Genomic DNA, 16860 nt, shown 5'->3' on the forward strand with positions numbered 1-16860 from the left:
CAATGCCTGGCACCACCAATCACGGAAGACAAGGAGTGCACCATGCCCAAAGCCCGATCTGAGCTGGTTTGTGTATCAGACACGCCGTTTTACCATGTTGTTTCCCGCTGTGTGCGGCGAACGTTTCTATGCGGCAAGGATTACGCCACCGGGCGCTGTTACGAGCACCGGCGCGGCTGGATTGAAGAGCGCATTCGTCTGCTGGCATCGGTTTTCGCCATTGATATCGCCGCTTATGCAATCATGTCGAATCACTACCATCTGGTGGTGAAGCTTTGCCCGGACGATGCGGCTAAATGGTGTGACGATGAGGTGTTGGCGCGGTGGTGCAGCTTCTATAAAGGCCCTTCACTGGTGCAGCGCTACCGCCGGGGCGACAACCTGTGTGCAGCAGAGTTGCGACGAGTGGAAGAGTACGCTGAGGCCTACCGACAACGCCTGGGCAGTCTTAGTTGGTTTATGAAATGCCTGAATGAGCCCATCGCCCGCCAGGCCAACAAGGAAGATGAATGCACTGGCCATTTCTGGGAAAGCCGCTTCAAATCTCAGGCTCTGGAAACTGAAGAGGCCCTGCTCTCCTGCATGGCTTATGTCGACCTGAACCCTGTCCGGGCCGGTATTTCGAACGCTCCGGAAACGTCTGACCACACCAGCATTAAAGAGCGCTGCCGACCTGAATTTAACCTGGCTGAGGCCATAGCGCGACAAACAGAACAGCAGGCGCTGAACGAATTTTTAGTGCCTCTTAAACCTCTGCTGAGCTTTGAGGGCACGACCCGCCAGGGTTCCCCGCACGGGATTCCCTTCGGTTTTGACGATTATCTGAAACTGCTGGACAGCACCGGACGCCTCAGCCGAAGCGCTAAACGCGGTTCTATTGATAAACGCGCTCTACCGATTCTGGAAAGGCTGAACCTGGATCCGGGGCGCTGGTGCCAGCGGGCTACTGATTTTGAGGACAGCTATCAGGATTTCCGCCGGCCTGAGAGCCGGCTGAAGGTTGCTTAGGTTATGGTTGGGTGTTGTGGCAGAAACTTAACTCATAGGTTAATATCTGGGTTGGCCAATGAAGGTCGTTGAACTGAGAATATCAGGTTATTGAATTTCTTGAGTAACACAACAGTCAGGGTGTCGTCATGAGCATAAAAAAATGGAAATCACTCAAAGAGAAAATTCGAAAATCTGAAGGCTACTGGGTAGAAAAGTCAAAACTTGACTTCACCGGCGCCTTGTTTGCCCAAATGAAGTCAAAGGGTATGACTAAATCTGCCCTGGCTCGCAAGCTTGGCTTATCTGCCCCTTATATCTCTCGTGTCATGGCAGGAGACGAAAATCTGACTATCGAGTCTATGGTTAAGCTTGCAAGTAGTGTTGGCGGCCGCCTGCACATTCACATTTCCGATCAACACAACAAGGTTGACTGGATTGAGTGCACTCCCTCCGGCGGTTTTAAAGAGGTCATGACCCACTTCGGGCAGTATGAATTCGACGAAGGAAAAAGCATTTACTCCCAAAGGGCACGCATCAGTGGAGCAAGTAATGGCGACGTACCAGCTTGAACTGAATCATTTCATGTTTCCAAGCATTAGCTCAAAAGCGAATAAAGATCATTTCGCAAATGCAAAAGAGCAAAAACGCAGGAAGCCTGTTTTTAATCTGGAGTTTGAGTATCGCCTTGATGCTGAAAATCATTGGCTAATCATTGAGCTTGCAATAGAAACCAAAGAGCTGAATGAGCTTGATGCCTACGACTTTAAACTAGAAGCGTTTGCTAACTTTCAAATACTCAGCGGGGAATCGCCCGAGCCCAGCCTTGATGAGAGCTTTTTGAACAAAACGCTAAAACCTCTGGTTGTAAACGCCGTGCAGATACTGTCTGGCTGCTGCAGAGATGCCCTCCACAGCGTCACTGCCAAGGGACCCTACGGGCCGCTTATACTCCCTATGGTTTTTATTAACCCAAAAGATGTTCCTGACCCCGCTACTCAAAAATCAGAACCTTCCGAATAAGACGATACCCCGAGCTTTAAAAAAACAGCCGGGGTTTGGTGATTCCAATAAGCCAGTGCCTGTCCATGGACAAAGATAGACAACACCCCAAAGGTTGATAGACTAGTCGGACTTGCTTGACGGGGTGCCGGCAAATCCGGCTGAGAGGTGTAGCTCTTGTGAGCGCTTAAACACCAACCCGTTGAACCTGATCCGGCGAATGTGTGCGTTAGCAGACGGGTACCGGCGTAGGGATTCAAGCGGTGGATTTCGTTGGCCTGCCCCACCCGGCTTCTCCCTGCTCACCCGCACCTCCGGATCGCCATTTTATCTTTGGAGGATTCCATGGGTTACAGTTTTGATGATCTGAAAGCTGCGGGTAAGAAAGACTGGCAGAACTATATTCAGCATGATTTTGTGAAGCAGCTTGGCGCTGGCACCCTGCCCCCGGCCGCGTTCCGGCACTATCTGCAGCAGGACTACCTGTTTCTGATCCACTTCGCTCGCGCCTACGCCCTGGCCGCCTACAAAAGCCGTAACATGGCGGAATTGCGCCATAGTTTCGATGGCATGAAGGTCATTGTTGATCTGGAGTTAACACTGCACGTGGACTACTGCACGCAGTGGGGTGTTTCAGAAGAAGACCTGGCACGGCTGCCGGAAGCCAGAGCCACCATGGCCTACACCCGTTATGTTCTCGATACGGGCAACCGAGGCGACCTGCTGGACATGCACGTAGCTCTGGCACCCTGCTTGGTCGGCTACGGCGAAATCGCCAACTGGCTCAACAGCGAAGCCAACACTCTGCGCGGCGCCGACAACCCCTACGACTCTTGGATTGCGATGTACGAAAGCGAAGGTTTCCAGGCTGCCATGCGCGATGAGATCAACTGGCTGAACGCCCGCCTTGCAACGGTAACCGATGAGCGCTTCGAAGAACTTACCACCATTTTCCGTGATGCTACCCGGCTTGAAATCGACTTCTGGCAAATGGGGCTCGACTTGTCCTTCTGATCAGGGCAGTGCCTGTCCATGGCTTCTTCTCGTCCATGGCTTCTTCTCTGTCCATGGCTTCTTCTCTGTCCATGGCTTCTTCTCTCCCCTGGACAGGCACTCGTTTTAGGCATTCTCTCCCCTGGACAGGCACTCGTTTTAGGCAAGCTATGGACAGGCACAATCACATCCAGCAACATATATGTTGCCTAGGTTCCCAAAAGCATCTAGTATGTTTCTATACCTAAAGTAAGCAACATATACGTTTACAGCCATGGCCTCCTTACTTCAACAACTCAAAAAGCGACGATTGGCACTCGGCCTCAAACAAAGCGATATGATGCTGAGAGCCGGTATGTCGCGTCAGCAGTATCAGCGCCTAGAATCCAAAGGAAACCCCAGACTGAACACGCTAGAGCTCTTAGCGGCGGGGCTCAGCAGCGAGCTTATGCTCATCCCGCGGGACAAGCTTCCTGCTGTTATTGCCGCATTGGAAGGAGATGCACCTGGTAAACTGCCGGATGACTCAGCAAGAGAGGGTGGTAGCAAACAGTTATCCGACGACCCGTGGGAAGGTTTGCTGGGAGATGATTGATGAGCAATGATTCAATGAGTGTGCTCAGACTAACCTTGCATGACAGGCTGGTTGGCCATCTGGCAGGCTTCCAAAACGGCCGAAATGTACTCAGCTTTTCTGAAGAGTACAAGAACGATCCAGACCGCCCCACGTTCAGCTTGACTACCCACCCCGCGTTTCCGCACGCAGAAACGTTAATGGCAGAGTCCTGGGCACGACATCAAAGGCTCCATCCTACCCTATCTAATTTACTTCCAGAAGGAGCCTTAAGAGAGCTGATTGCGCAAGGGCTCAAGGTACACATTGATAACGAGTTTCAGATTCTGTCATATCTTGGCCGGGACTTGCCCGGTGCACTGATAGCAGACCCTATGGAACCGGAAGATATACCAGACAGTATTTTAAGTGCCCATAATAAAGCCAGAGCAGTTGAACTCAGAAAGTTCTCGCGAATAAACAAATTTTCTCTGGCCGGCGTACAGATGAAATTTTCGATGAAAGAAAAAGAAGGGCGTTACAATCTCTCCAGTAATGACGCACTGGGCGACTGGATTATTAAAACGCCATCGACACACCATAAAGAGGTGCCGGCAAACGAATTCTCAGCCATGTCGCTTGCGGCAGAGGCGGGAGTCAATATTCCAGAAATTAAGCTAGTTGAGCTCACCAGACTGGAAAATCTTCCCCAAATACGACTACCTGACGAAAACATGGCCTTTGCGATCAAGCGTTTTGATCGAAATGCTAATGCGCGCATTCACATGGAAGACTTTGCTCAGGTATTAATGAAATATCCCCATGAAAAATACAACTCAGCAAACTACGAACAGATTGGCAGGGCTCTGTACGAGTTTTCTGGTGAAGGGCTGGCTGATGCGCAACAGTTTGCAAAACGATTACTGGTTAATATCTTACTTGCTAATGGCGATGCACATCTCAAGAACTGGAGCTTACTCTACCCTGACCAGGTTACGCCCAGGCTCTCCCCTGCTTATGATATCGTAACAACCAGTGTTTACATTGAAGATGAAAGGCATTACGCACTGAATTTAGGGAAAACCAAGGCTTGGTATACAACTTCATATGAGCACTTTCGCTCTTGGGCTAACCGTTCAGGAATTCCGTGGCGTGCAATCAAGCCTCATCTCGATAAAACCATGGAAAAAGCCAGAAGCCTTTGGCCTGAGAAACTCAAAGACCTGCCGATGAACGAAGGCCACAAACAATGGCTCACCCAGCACTGGAGCATGCTCCACAAGGACTTCCGTATTCTATGAGGTAGCCTGCCTCCATGCAGTGCCTGTCCACACTAAAAAACCCCAGGATAGCGCCGCTTCATTCTCGCCAGCCGGTATATGGTGATGAAGTTGGTAACCAAAACCATGGCTTCAGCCAGTGTGCCGCCAATGGAACCTATGGCGATATTGTTCAGCATCCAGGCAACTGCGGCAGCAGCCAGCATCAGCCGCATGGGGATACCCCGAAGCATGAACATGCCCACGGAGCCAAAAACCGCCGCGGCAATGGCGAAAATGTCTACCGCGCTTTGCCAGGTCAACACCGCGGCAATCAGGTTCACCGCCAGCACGGCCAACAATACACGCCAACTGCCCACATAGCGCCGCGCCAGCATAATGCGGCCGATGACCAGCAGGCTCAGGATCGCTGCTGTCCAGCTACCGAAAAGCGCAAACTGCAGTGCAAAGGCCACGTTTGCAGAAATTAACAACAGCATCAGCCGGTCGTCGCGCTTGCTGGCAAAGCCTACGATGCACAAGCCCAAAGCAACCAGACTGACCAACTGCCCTGCCAGAGATGTGAGACTCATTCCCTCAAACATGGGCAGAGTCTACTGGAGAGTGCCTGTCCAAGGAAAAGGAGTGCCTGTCCACACTAAGAAAGCACTTACCTAATCAGCAACAACCCCACAAGCCACACGGGCACCACCGCCGCCCAGAGGCTGAGGCGTATCCGAGTAGTTATCGCTGCCACTGTGAATCACCAGTGCCCGGCCTTTGAAGTCGTCCAGTTTCAGCCGTGGCGCAATATTGGTCTGGGCGTTTTCGCCACTCTGGCCTACGTGCAATCGCGGCAGATCCCCGAGGTGCCCTGATTTGTCGAACGGGCCTTTATGTTGTCCGGTATTTTCAGGGTCATAATGTCCACCAGCAGCGCCTGCCGGCGTTGTTTTTTCACCGCCTTTTGAGGGACTGCAATCACCATTTTCATGAAGATGAAAACCGTGAATTCCCGGCGCCAGCTCACGAAGATCGGACTCGATCAATACGCCCTGATCATAAGCAACGAGAGTGACTGTCCCCAGAGAATCCCCCTGGCCTTCAACACCTACTTCAAACATCTCCACTTCAAGTTTCGGCTCTGCGAGCACCTGCGAAGCCGACAGAACCAAAGCAGCGGACGCTGCCAGAAGGGGTAGCGCGGATTTCATACGTTGCATGTTCGTCTCCTCTTCTGTTTATGACACAGGCAGCCTCACCGGCCCTGTGATATGAACCTTCACCAACAAGCCTAGTCACCATTCCCGGTTTTTAAAACCTTTGTTGAGAGCAGTGCCTGTCCATGGAAAATCTGTCCATGGAAAGCCTGCTTTTAAACGCGACCAGGTGGTGCCTGCCGTAATTCCGCGATCATCTGGTCCAGTAGCATAATCACTTCATTGGATGAGGCTTTGAGTGTTTCCACTAACTCCTGAGAGACACTGGTATAACGCTCGGAGCTCAGCTTGTTCTCATAATAGTCTGTCGCGGCTTTGTAGAGTTCTTTGCCTGCGTTATGGACCTCCAAATGCGCGTGATTTATAAGGCGATCGGCTGCTTGCAGACTGTGCATAGGCTTGGCTTCTTCGCTGCCAAGGAAGGTGCCCAGTCTGCACTGGGTATGGTCTCTCACTTCGTTTTCCGTGATTGAGTTTTCGTTGAACACAGCATAACGAATCAGCTTGTCGACCCATACCACATGATCCTGCTTGGCGCTGGCCAGTACGAGGCTGGGGTTAGTCAGACGTATATTGCTGAAGATTTCCGAAGTTTCGTCTCTGAGCGGCCGGATTGCCTGCATCAGCTCTCCGAATATTCTCGCCAGTGCATCTGAGTCGTCAGAGTTGGCGCTGACCTGCTGCGCCATGTCGGCTGCCACCTGACTCTGCTGTTCAGCCGCAGCTGCAATAGATGTGGCCTGGTCGTAGTTGATATTGGAGGACTCCCGGGATTGATGAATGACTCCCGCTACACGCTCCCGGCTCTCTCCTGAGGCCTGAACGGCCTGCACTGAATGGCCCAGACGGCTCTGCACCGTTCCTGAGCGAGAAATAACTTCTGTAACAATTCCGTTGATTTCCTGGGCCGCGCTGGAACTACGGGCGGCCAGTTGCCGCACCTCATCTGCAACCACGGAGAACCCCCGGCCTGCTTCACCTGCCCGGGCGGCCTCAATTGCCGCATTAAGCGCGAGCAGGTTAGTCTGATCTGAGATTTCATTCACGGTATTGGTCAGGGATTCGATGCCGCGGGTTTGCTCAGCAAGTAAACGCATTTCCTCGTTTGCCTGAGTGAGCGCTACATCCACCTCCGCCAGCCTGGCTTCCATATCTTCCAGAGCTGTGATGGACTCTTCGGTATACTCATTTACCTGCGACGCCTGATTCAGCACCTCCTGCCCCAGACTGCCTACCTCAGAAGCACTGGCAGACATTTCTTCGATAGCAGCAGACAGCGTCTGAATGTGGTTGACCAGACGATGGATGCGCCCATCAAACTCCAATGCACCCTGCCCCAGATCAGAAACATGTCGTGAAGCAGCTACCGTTCCATTAGCCACAGCCAGATCCGCAGAATCCGTGGCGCGAAGATGCTCTGCCAACGGCTCCGCCCAGTTGGGATAGGATGAGGTGACACCATTCTCCAGAAGGCTCTGGATGACTTCCTTGACTCGCTTCTCGGTTACAAACATCAAAACACCCCGGTAAGGCACACAGAGCTGCTATTGCCCTGCCTCCTGCTAAGTTGATCATTATCAACGGTAACGGCAGAGCGGAAACTAACTTAAGGAAAAGGCGGTGAATGGAGATGTGCCAATGGAGATGTGCCAATGGAGATGTGCCTGTCCATGAAAAAGCTGCTATTTCTATAACTCGAAGAAATGCTTTGCTGGCTCCATTTGCCGATGAAGTATTCGAATTACAAAGATATCGGACCCACGCTGTCGGTAAAAGATAGCGTGTTTCTGGTGATCATGGCGGCGTATATTGTTGGCAATTTCAGTGCACTCGTATCCCATCAACGGCGACTCTGACAACAAGTTCAGGGTTTTATCCAGGGCGTCGGCGTAAGTATCCGCCTGAACATCTCCGAAGTTGAGCAGTGTATATTCATAGATTCCTGCAAAATCTTCAGCCGCCAGGTTCGAGAGCTTATACACGGTGCTGTTGCTTCACCCGAGTGGCAATATCGCTTAGAGAAAGATCGCTTTCGCCGCTTCGCTCTCCCGCTTCCACTGCTTGCCTTAATGCCGCCAACTGGCTTTCCTGGCGCTCAAGCAGTCGTAATGCTGAACGTACGACTTCACTGGTTGAGCCATACCGCCCGGACTCGATTAGCTTCCCTACAAAGTCGTCTAATGGAGCCCCGATAGTCACACTTGTCGTTCTGGACATAGCTAGCACTCCTGCTTTCGCTGTATTAATAATTAACACAATTATAGCGACGCAAAAACCAACCAACAAGCGGCTTCCAGGCTGTGCCTGTTCATGGCTTCTTCGCCGTGATGACACTAGTCAGAATTCGTTAAGCATTCTGGCTAGTCCCCCTCCCCTTCCCAGCGACTGATTTTCTGGCGCTCCGGATCGGCTTCCGGCATTGCAGAATCAAGTGCCTGCTGCTGATGCGTGGCCAGGCCCTGGGCGGTCATGTCTCCGGTTCGGCGGGCTTCCTGCTCCTGGCGGATGTAATCGAGCCGCTGGTCTTTGTCTTCCCGTTTTTCGTTCTGAATCTCGTCATTCCGTCGACGGAATTCGTCTTCCAGATCCCCCATAACGCTGTTCATGAAACCGTCACACGCGTTCATGGACAGAACGTAGCGCGGCTGCTCCAGGTTATACTGCCCGGACACCGCAAACGTTGAGCTCACAGCGTCTGCAGCCAAGGCAAAATAGGTTGTATCGAAGGTGAACACATCCTGCTCGCTGGACGAGCTATGGCGGTCGGCCCCGCGGTAATGGGTGGCGCGCATCACCGTGCCTTCGCAATGAAAATCGAACACCTTGGAACGGAAGAAAATCTCGGCCCAGAACATGTGGCAGATTCTGTCCAGGGTGCGACCAAAGCCCATCATCAGAAGGCCGGCAAGCAGCATGGCGGCGGTGCCACCGGCAGGAATAAATAACTGAGTGAATACAGCGTCAACGCCGGCATTCTGAGAGACAAGCTGGTCCCAGGCGTTCATATGCGGCAACACACTTACAGCCGCCTGCCAGAACAATATTGCGCCGATCAGCATAAGAACCTGTGCCGTGACCGTGCCCGCAATCCGCGAATAGCGCATGGCCGCCGACTCAGACACTTCCTCAACAACCGGCTGGATTTCCGTGATCAAATCGCCATTAAACTGCTCGTTATCGCGATTCGCCTGGCCTGTATCGTTCTCATCCAGATACATTCGGTTCGGCAATTCCTGCTCACGCCTTTGCATCAGAACCAGGTCTCTGAGCGTGGTGAAAATCTGCCTTGGATGCAGATCAAAACGCCAGCTGCTGTTTTTCTCTGAGCTGCTGGTTTTAATTTCAACCATGCTGATGCGCGCGCGAATCAACACCACCGCCAGTGCAGTAAGGCCAATAGCACAGATAATGGTGAGAGTCAGCAGAGTGCCGGTTCTAAAAACCGGCTCAACCGCCGGCAATAACTGAATGAAGCTGGCACGGTCTCCGGGGCTCAGGTTCTCCCAAAGCGCAATCCAACCCTGGGCCATCAATACGGGCACCACAATGGCACCAATCACCACCAGGGCCAGGCCACCACTGGAATATGTGTGCAGCTTGGTCATGTTCTCCCGAGCCAGCGGGTTACCCAGTTTTACCCACACAAGCCCCAGGTAAATCAACAGTACCAATTGCAGAGCCAGTGATACGACAATGCTTCCGGCTTCGCCGCCTTCCGAGCCAGCAAACACCATCATTACCACAAGCGATGCAACCAGAAAAGCACCCAGGGCGATAAGGCTTCGGGTTATTTTCATCACCAGCGTTTTAGCGGCATTGCGGATTGGCCAGGGAGTCACAATCAGACCGGGAAACACCGAATGCACGGCGCGGGCAAACCAGCCTTTGGGTTCGGTGAACGTGGGATTGGTTTTGCTCATCAGCATGCTGTGAATGGTTTTAGGGTTATACAGCGTTGGCTCGCGTTCCTGTACCGCCTCCCGTGCGACGTTTTCAGTGAGCGACGCTGGTGCCATGCGCCCCACAAAAAAGCGCATCACCTGAAAAAGCCCCACACCCAGAGCTTTGAAACCACCGATAACAAACACACTGCCAATTGCCAGACTCAGCCAGGCCTGGGCCTTATCCGTAGAGAGCAGCGGCTGAATCTGCAGCAGAAGATAAACGCCAATTGCTGTCAGAATCACCCCGCGAACAGACCGGATAAGCCCCTCAAACCGGAATGGGTTCCGGATATTGAGCTTCTGAGTACCGTATTCAAACGCCATGCATCACTTCCTTAGCAAGTTTCCCGAAAATCCTGAAAACGGAAGTCTAACGCAAACTGGCGGCCAAGGAAGCAATTCCAACAATTTAAAACAGTTACGCAATGTTTGGGGGGTGCCTGTCCATGAAAAAGCTCTGAGCGATCCTACCGAACCACAAACACCGACACGCTGCTATGTTTGACAACGTTTGCACTGTTCGATCTTATGAAGTGCAACCGGTCGCCAATACCGGGTACGTGGGAATCCATAACCACAAGATCGGCCCCGGTGCTTTCAATAGCTTCGAGAATGCGCCGCTCAAGCTCTACGCTGGTGTCGGCAGTCAGAACCATAATACTTTCGGTATCAATGCCGTGAGATTTCCCCTGCTCACGCGCGAAGGTGTCCAGCTTTTGTTCCAGTTCCTTCGGATTTCCGGCAGCTGAGGAGGGGGTAGAGTTGGTTATGGTGATGTAACACAGTGAGGCGTTGTATTTTTGCGCAAGGTCGATGGCGATATTGAGCGCTTTCCACATCTGATCTGTATGAGCCAGATCTACGGGAACCAGGATTTTGTTATACATGGTTTTTTCTCCTTGCCCCTTTGAATTATGAGGTTATTACCAAAAGCGTGATAATAATTGGCACATATTGCGTCTCTGACACAGGCAGCCTCACCGACCCTGTGATATGAATACTCATCAACAAGCCTAGTCACAGTTTTCGTTTTTGAAAACATTTGTTGGTGGGCTGTGCCTGTCCATGGACCTAATAATCAGTAAGCCCCCCGAATCAACTCAATCCCTGGCGCAAGCACCTCACGCCAGGCCTTTTCAAGTTCCGGGGTATTTTCGGGGTCATGCTGGCGTACGGTTTTCATAAGCGCATCAAGCCAGAACTCATACCATTCCGGTTTGATGTTGTAGTTTGAGCGGTTATGGCTTTCACCCAGAGCTCTGAGTTTGCGATCCGGCATGCCGCGGGCCGTTAGGATCAGCTGCATAATCCCGTTACGCAGAAGGTGGCGTTGCGCGGCCATGTCGGTGTTTACAAAACGGTTCCGGATAGCATCAGAACTCGACATAAAGTGATCATAAAAATCCACAAAGAACTCATCACGGCTACAGCACCGTCCATAGCTCTGAAAAACCAAATCGCTTTTAGTCATTTACAGTCATAATCCTTGGGAATGCAGATACGTCAATCATAATTATTCTTTCATAATCCGGACAACTCGTTCATCCATGCAGCTACGCACAAACCGGTTCATTTTTGCCTGGTCATCTGAGCTATAGAACTCGAGCATCAGCTCATTAAACTCAAGTTGGCGCGATGCCGGGATATTAATAGCTGGATACCCGCAGTTCAGCAGATGTCCATTCATTATAAAGCGGGCCATGCACTTATTAACGTTGTAAAAAAAGCGGTAGCGCGCCATCGTCAGGAACAGATGAATGGCCTGATCATACACATCTTCGAAGTCCGACAGGCGGTTAATCATTTCCCGAAAAAGGCCAACAAGCTGATCCGCCCCCGGAGGCTCATAGTCCGTACCCGCTATCAGTACACTGCCTGAACGAAAGCAGCCCCACTCCAGCGCTTCCTCCTTTCCGGCAATACGGTGCAAACTACACGCACAATCTTGCGTTAACTCGAATTGATTCTCTCTGATCAGCCGGAACAATTCCTTCCATGCATCGGCCTGGTTAGTAGCAATTTGCTGATCACTGAGCCGATGCCCACCCACGGTTATCCCCTGCATCAGCGTTTGCACTTCGGGCAGGGTGAAGTTGAGCCCCTCAAGCTGAACGGCATCGTAAACAAAAACCGACACCTCACGCTGCGCGAGCATTAACGCCCTCTCGCGATTTGGCTGGATTGACCAATGGAGATCGGTAGCAAAATACATATAAACGCCTGAATGAGTACGGTTTCGCCCTGAGTTTCGTATGATATCAAAAGTTGGGTAGTTGTATCTTAACCCTCAATCGTCCGAAAAGTGAGGTTAATTCGCGGCGACTGCACCTTCTTCATAGCCGGCAGGCTGTGCTGCCAGAAGGTCTGGGTAACCCCCTGCATGACCAGCAAACTGCCATGCTCCAGCATAACCTTCACCTGCTCTTTGCTTTGTTTGTGCCGGAAGGCGAAGCGCCTAGGTGCGCCAAGGCTTAACGACGCGATGGCACCGTGTTTTTTGAGGTCGCGCTCGGCGTCGCTGTGCCAGCCCATGGTTTCTTCACCATGGTGATAGAGGTTTAAAAGGCAGGAGTTGTAGCTTTCGTCGCTTTGCTGCTCAACAAGCGCTTTCAGCTCTTGCAAAACCGGGGTCCACGGCAGTGCCTGCTTGGTGGCTCTGGAATAGGTGTAAGAGAAAGGCCGGTCTCCGTACCAGGCCACTTTACGGCGAGTCACCACCGGCCGGCCGAACATGACCAGTTCATCGTGAGCCCAGGCGATCTCTGCCAGTAAGCGCTCGGTGAAGTGATCCGCCTGATTGAGGCCCATCACCTGGCCGTAATACCGGACATCGCCATCGTACGGCAGGAGGTTTTCTGGTGGAGTGAGGTGACCGAAGAGGTCCATGGGGGTGTGCCTGTCCATAATTATTCTGTCCATGATTATTTTTGTCCATGACCATGCGTCCCTGATAATTTTCTCCTGATTGCGTGATTTAATATTAATCATTATGATTGAAGGCAATCATTTCAGGTAAGGAGATTGACCATGGCCAAAGCCGAAACCCGTGTGCTGACCGCACACGTCCCCGTCCCGCTGGCCGAGAAGGTGGACCAGTTGGCCCACCGTCTTGAGCGCTCGCGCGGCTGGATCATGAAGCAGGCGCTTTCCTCCTGGATAGTTCAGGAGGAAGAGCGCGATCGCCTGACTCTAGAAGCGCTGGCCGACGTGGATGCTGGCCAGGTCATCAACCACCAGGCGATACAGGCCTGGGCGGACAGTCTCGGTACCGATGCGCCCTTATCGGCGCCACGTTGATGGAATTGAAGTGGACCAGCAAGGCGCTCTTCGGCCTGGAACGGCTTTACGAGTTCCTGGCGCCAGTGAATCCTGCGGCGGCCGCACGCACGATCCAAGCGCTGACCAAGGCGCCAACGCTGCTGTTGAGCAACCCGCGCGTCGGCGAGCAGCTATTCCTATTCGAGCCGCGCGAGGTGCGGCGTATCCTCATTGACCAGTACGAAATCCGGTATGAGATTGCGGGCGAGATGATTTATGTTCTGCGACTGTGGCACACACGGGAGAAGCGATAAGGATCTCAGGCCATCGCGGCAACCGATATTTGCAGAAAGCCTGAACCCGCCGCGATGGAATGCAAGCCGTTACAACTAATGACCCGTTGTCATGATCAGCTTCGAGTGCCTGTCCATGGCCTCATCACTTACCGACGACAACATATTCAACAGCCCCGATGGTTTGTGGTTTGACTACAACGGTCGCCTCTGGATTCAGACTGACGGGTCTGATGCGCCCCCTTATCAGAACAACATGATGCTGGCGGCCAACCCCGCAACCCGTGATATCAGGCGGTTCTTTGTGGGACCCCAGGGATGCGAAGTGACCGGAGTGGTGACAACACCCGACGTTAAAACCATGTTTGTAAATATTCAGCACCCGGCAAAAGACTGGCCGTTCGGAAATGAGGGAGATCATCCCCGGGACGCAACGGTGATCGTTACTCGTGATGATGGAGGTGTGATCGGCGCCTGAGGATAGGCTGTGCCTGTCCACGACAACCTCTACCCAGTCTTCTGTAACTGGTTCATCACAGCTAAGGAGTACCTGTTCTTAATTATTCGCGCCCAAGCATGAACGCACGAAGCCGCCTCTCCTCTCGCATAACATAGAGGACAAAAACCCGCGTCTCATTCTCACGATAAAAAATGCGACACGGTGGGAAAACGACTTCCCTGTATACCGAATCAGGGAGCTCTGGGGGAACCCGACCGGATTGGGGAAAATCTTGCAAACGGTCGGTTTTATCGAAAACCTCTTCTACCAAGCGTCTTGCAGCGACAGGATTATCCAGAGCAATGTACTCTGCGATTGCGTTTAACTCTTCAAGGGCTGGCTCAGTCCAGATTACTTCAGCCATTTACTCATTTTCTCCCTGGCCTCACTTTGACTGTACGTTCTTCCCTCAAGTACAGCACGCTCTCCTCGTGAGAGTCCCTCAAGCAGCTCAAGCCGACGCTGCATGAACTCGTAATCCTGTACATCTACAAGATAAGCCGATGGCTTGCCATGTTCAGTGATCAGTACCGGCTCTTGAGACTGATGAAGGTCTGCCAGGATTTTTGTAGCCTGACGCTTAAGGTTTGTAACAAGCTCAACTTTCATGGGTTCACCCTGATCCAGGTCAATAGTGACACTATAGTATCACTTTGCGGGTGAAACAATCACAGCTAACTGAACTTATAAGCTCGCAGGCTCAGGTGTGCCTGTCCACGAAATCACCGACGGCGAGCAACCAGTTGCCCACCTACCTCTCAAGCACTTCTGCAATCATCCGATCCAACAGCTCAACCACCTCACCAGATGATGCTTTCAGCGTTTCTACCAGCTCTTGGGATATGTTGGTATAGCGCTCTGGGCTCAGTTTATTCGCATGGTAATCTGTCGCGGCTTTATAGAGTTCTCTGCCTGCCTTGTGAACCTGTGGATGCGCATGGTTTATGAGGCGGTCAGCGGCCTGCAGGTTGTACATGGGCTTTGCTTCTTCGCTGCCAAGATAGAGGCCAAGTCTGCACTGGGTGTGATCTCTTACTTCATTTTCCGTAATTGAGTTCTCATTAAACACGGCATAACGAATCAGTTTATCAACCCAGACGACGTGATCCTGTTTTGCGCTTGCCAGCATCAGACTAGGGCTGCTCAGGCGTATATTGCCAAACACCTGAGAGACTTCATCACGCAAGGGCTGGATAGCTTGCATCAACTCGCTGAATATTCTGGCCAGTGCATCTGAATCATCCGAGTTGGCGCTTACCTGCTGTGCCATGTCTGCTGCCACCTGGCTTTGCTCTTCCGCTGCAGTTGCAATGGAGGTGGCCTGGTCGTAGTTAATATTGGAAGACTTCCGGGACTGATGAATCACTCCCGCCACGCGCTCCCGGCTCTCCCCTGAGGCCTGAACCGCCTGTACAGACCTACCCAGTCCTGTCTGTACGGTTTCAGAGCGTGAGATTACTCCGGTTACTATGCTATTAATTTCCTGGGCCGCACTGGAGCTTCGCGCTGCCAGCTGCCGCACTTCATCAGCCACCACAGAGAAGCCCCGGCCGGCCTCACCTGCCCGGGCCGCTTCAATAGCGGCGTTAAGGGCCAGCAGGTTGGTCTGGTCCGAGATTTCATTCACGGTATTGGTCAAGGATTCAATACTATGGGTTTGTTCGGCGAGCAAACGCATTTCTTCGTTGGCCTGGGTAAGTGCGACATCCACCTCTGCCAGTCTTTCTTCCATGTCTTCCAGGGCTGCGATGGATTCTTCGGTATACTCATTAACCTGCGTTGCCTGGTTCAGCACCTCCTGACCCAGAGACCCAACCTCGGAAGCACTGGCTGACATTTCTTCAATAGCAGCAGATAATGTTTGAATATGACTTACCAGCCGGTGAACGCGACCATCAAACTCCAGAGCGCCCTGCCCTAACTCTGAAATATGCCGCGAGGCGGCGACGGTTGTATTGGCCACCGCCAAATCTGCAGTCTCAGTAGCCTGAAGGTAGTGAGCCAACGGCTCCGCCCAAGAGGGACAGGATGAAGTGACACCATTCTCCAGCACGTTCTGAATAACTTCCTTTGCCCGCTTCTCGCTTACAAACATAAAAACACCCTGCCAAGCTGCGCAATTTTGCTTACGCACCAGCTTAAAAAATTGATTGTTATCAGTTGTAACGGCGCGGTGGGAGTTAACTTGAGGCAGGTGGTGGCTCAATCACCCTGAAGCACCCTGCGCCGCTGCGACCGCAACTGTTCAATCTGGCGATTGGCTTCATCTATCTCCGACTGATAACGCTTACGCATCACCTCCGCCTCCTGAGCCAGCGAACCTTCCCAGGTCGCCCCGGCCAGGTTGTTGTTGGCATGGGCTTTCTGGCGCTGATACCGGATGAGCGTATTATCCAGATACATCTTCGCCCTCGCCTTCTGGCGGCGCAGGCTTTCGATATCCCTGTCTATCCCCGCCACTTCTTTTTTCCGGTCGCGGCTCTCAAGAAACTTCTGCCCACGCTCATTCACCATAGGCCCACCGCCCATACGCACCGGCGCCTTAACGTGAATGCGCTTGGCATCACTGCCGCAGGGTTGGTCGGAGAAGATGGTCTGGCCATCGCTTTCACACTGATACACAGCGGCGTAGCCAAATACAGGAATGAAAAAACCAATAAAAACCAGCGCTCGCTTGAGCATACGTGCCTCCTTTTTGCTTAGGTTAGCGCAAAGTGGAGGGTGGGTGGGTCGTGGATTCAACCAATAACCGCAGCACCACTCATTCACAGTGCCCCGGAATATTCACCCCAGAACACTTCTGCCGGTGTCCGGTAGCCCAGCCGTTTTCTGGGCCGGTTATTCAATTGCTC

Annotated in this window: 22 protein-coding genes, 1 pseudogene and 1 riboswitch; of the genes and pseudogenes, 9 read left to right on the forward strand and 14 right to left on the reverse strand. The window is 52.4% G+C overall.

Annotated features, from left to right (window positions below; genetic code table 11):
- The first annotated feature begins 42 nt into the window (after window positions 1-42).
- From FFI95_RS10775 to FFI95_RS10800, 6 genes are all read left to right on the forward strand, one after another.
- Complete coding sequence (locus FFI95_RS10775; protein WP_144822389.1) at window positions 43-1008, forward strand: transposase; 966 nt, start codon at window positions 43-45, stop codon at window positions 1006-1008.
- 128 nt (window positions 1009-1136) lie between these two features.
- Complete coding sequence (locus FFI95_RS10780) at window positions 1137-1559, forward strand: helix-turn-helix domain-containing protein (protein ID WP_144822390.1); 423 nt, start codon at window positions 1137-1139, stop codon at window positions 1557-1559.
- Window positions 1540-2010, forward strand: a complete 471-nt coding sequence (locus FFI95_RS10785) for a hypothetical protein (protein WP_144822391.1) — start codon at window positions 1540-1542, stop codon at window positions 2008-2010. The genes FFI95_RS10780 and FFI95_RS10785 overlap by 20 nt, the downstream gene beginning before the upstream one ends.
- 110 nt (window positions 2011-2120) lie before the next feature.
- A riboswitch (TPP riboswitch) is annotated at window positions 2121-2262 on the forward strand.
- A gap of 72 nt (window positions 2263-2334) precedes the next feature.
- Window positions 2335-3003: a thiaminase II gene (gene tenA / locus FFI95_RS10790; RefSeq protein ID WP_144822392.1), complete on the forward strand. Its 669-nt coding sequence runs from the start codon at window positions 2335-2337 to the stop codon at window positions 3001-3003.
- Between the two features lie 253 nt (window positions 3004-3256).
- A complete protein-coding gene (locus FFI95_RS10795) occupies window positions 3257-3577 on the forward strand; it encodes a helix-turn-helix domain-containing protein (RefSeq protein ID WP_144822393.1) in 321 nt (106 codons plus the stop codon).
- Window positions 3577-4836 (forward strand): type II toxin-antitoxin system HipA family toxin, encoded by a 1260-nt coding sequence (locus FFI95_RS10800; protein ID WP_144822394.1) that lies wholly within the window; start codon window positions 3577-3579, stop codon window positions 4834-4836. Before FFI95_RS10795 ends, FFI95_RS10800 begins: the two co-directional genes overlap by 1 nt.
- Before the next feature lie 32 nt (window positions 4837-4868).
- Here the strand turns inward: FFI95_RS10800 and FFI95_RS10805 are convergent, their stop codons facing one another.
- The 10 genes from FFI95_RS10805 to FFI95_RS10850 all read right to left on the reverse strand — a co-directional run bounded on the left by FFI95_RS10805 (window position 4869) and on the right by FFI95_RS10850 (window position 12877).
- The gene (locus FFI95_RS10805) at window positions 4869-5399 is read right to left on the reverse strand and encodes a YgjV family protein (RefSeq protein ID WP_144822395.1); all 531 of its coding nucleotides are present in this window, start codon (window positions 5397-5399) and stop codon (window positions 4869-4871) included.
- A 69-nt stretch (window positions 5400-5468) separates the two neighbouring features.
- Window positions 5469-6017, reverse strand: coding sequence for a superoxide dismutase family protein (gene sodC, locus FFI95_RS10810; protein ID WP_144822396.1), 549 nt, complete (start codon window positions 6015-6017; stop codon window positions 5469-5471).
- Window positions 6018-6169: 152 nt separating this feature from the next.
- A complete protein-coding gene (locus FFI95_RS10815) occupies window positions 6170-7528 on the reverse strand; it encodes a methyl-accepting chemotaxis protein (protein WP_144822397.1) in 1359 nt (452 codons plus the stop codon).
- Between the two features lie 174 nt (window positions 7529-7702).
- Complete coding sequence (locus tag FFI95_RS10820) at window positions 7703-7996, reverse strand: type II toxin-antitoxin system RelE/ParE family toxin (protein WP_144822398.1); 294 nt, start codon at window positions 7994-7996, stop codon at window positions 7703-7705.
- Window positions 7989-8231 (reverse strand): type II toxin-antitoxin system ParD family antitoxin, encoded by a 243-nt coding sequence (locus FFI95_RS10825; RefSeq protein ID WP_144822399.1) that lies wholly within the window; start codon window positions 8229-8231, stop codon window positions 7989-7991. Before FFI95_RS10825 ends, FFI95_RS10820 begins: the two co-directional genes overlap by 8 nt.
- Window positions 8232-8374: 143 nt before the next feature.
- Window positions 8375-10282 (reverse strand): hypothetical protein, encoded by a 1908-nt coding sequence (locus tag FFI95_RS10830; protein ID WP_144822400.1) that lies wholly within the window; start codon window positions 10280-10282, stop codon window positions 8375-8377.
- A 143-nt stretch (window positions 10283-10425) separates the two neighbouring features.
- Window positions 10426-10845, reverse strand: a complete 420-nt coding sequence (locus tag FFI95_RS10835; protein WP_144822401.1) for a universal stress protein — start codon at window positions 10843-10845, stop codon at window positions 10426-10428.
- 191 nt (window positions 10846-11036) lie between these two features.
- A complete protein-coding gene (locus FFI95_RS10840) occupies window positions 11037-11429 on the reverse strand; it encodes a globin (RefSeq protein WP_144822402.1) in 393 nt (130 codons plus the stop codon).
- A 42-nt stretch (window positions 11430-11471) separates the two neighbouring features.
- Window positions 11472-12113, reverse strand: coding sequence for a Fic family protein (locus tag FFI95_RS10845; protein WP_246069484.1), 642 nt, complete (start codon window positions 12111-12113; stop codon window positions 11472-11474).
- A gap of 125 nt (window positions 12114-12238) precedes the next feature.
- Window positions 12239-12877 (reverse strand): alpha-ketoglutarate-dependent dioxygenase AlkB family protein, encoded by a 639-nt coding sequence (locus tag FFI95_RS10850; RefSeq protein WP_246069485.1) that lies wholly within the window; start codon window positions 12875-12877, stop codon window positions 12239-12241.
- 108 nt (window positions 12878-12985) lie between these two features.
- Between FFI95_RS10850 and FFI95_RS10855 the strand changes: the two genes are divergently transcribed.
- The 3 genes and pseudogenes from FFI95_RS10855 to FFI95_RS10865 form a co-directional block, all read left to right on the forward strand.
- Window positions 12986-13255 (forward strand): CopG family ribbon-helix-helix protein, encoded by a 270-nt coding sequence (locus tag FFI95_RS10855; protein ID WP_144822404.1) that lies wholly within the window; start codon window positions 12986-12988, stop codon window positions 13253-13255.
- Window positions 13255-13530, forward strand: a complete 276-nt coding sequence (locus tag FFI95_RS10860; RefSeq protein WP_144822405.1) for a type II toxin-antitoxin system RelE/ParE family toxin — start codon at window positions 13255-13257, stop codon at window positions 13528-13530. The genes FFI95_RS10855 and FFI95_RS10860 overlap by 1 nt, the downstream gene beginning before the upstream one ends.
- A gap of 124 nt (window positions 13531-13654) precedes the next feature.
- A pseudogene (locus FFI95_RS10865) lies at window positions 13655-13987 on the forward strand (alkaline phosphatase PhoX); the annotation flags it as partial.
- Window positions 13988-14069: 82 nt separating this feature from the next.
- On the opposite strand, the gene FFI95_RS10870 reads toward FFI95_RS10865, so the two are convergent.
- The 4 genes from FFI95_RS10870 to FFI95_RS10885 form a co-directional block, all read right to left on the reverse strand.
- On the reverse strand, window positions 14070-14372 hold the full coding sequence (locus tag FFI95_RS10870) for a type II toxin-antitoxin system RelE/ParE family toxin (protein ID WP_144822406.1): 303 nt from the start codon (window positions 14370-14372) through the stop codon (window positions 14070-14072).
- A complete protein-coding gene (locus FFI95_RS10875; protein ID WP_144822407.1) occupies window positions 14360-14617 on the reverse strand; it encodes a type II toxin-antitoxin system Phd/YefM family antitoxin in 258 nt (85 codons plus the stop codon). The genes FFI95_RS10870 and FFI95_RS10875 overlap by 13 nt, the downstream gene beginning before the upstream one ends.
- Before the next feature lie 142 nt (window positions 14618-14759).
- On the reverse strand, window positions 14760-16103 hold the full coding sequence (locus FFI95_RS10880) for a methyl-accepting chemotaxis protein (protein WP_144822408.1): 1344 nt from the start codon (window positions 16101-16103) through the stop codon (window positions 14760-14762).
- A gap of 107 nt (window positions 16104-16210) precedes the next feature.
- The gene (locus FFI95_RS10885; protein ID WP_144822409.1) at window positions 16211-16690 is read right to left on the reverse strand and encodes a DUF4124 domain-containing protein; all 480 of its coding nucleotides are present in this window, start codon (window positions 16688-16690) and stop codon (window positions 16211-16213) included.
- Window positions 16691-16860: the final 170 nt, after the last annotated feature.

The organism is Marinobacter piscis (genome assembly GCF_007671655.1).
Classification (GTDB): Bacteria; Pseudomonadota; Gammaproteobacteria; order Pseudomonadales; family Oleiphilaceae; genus Marinobacter; species Marinobacter piscensis.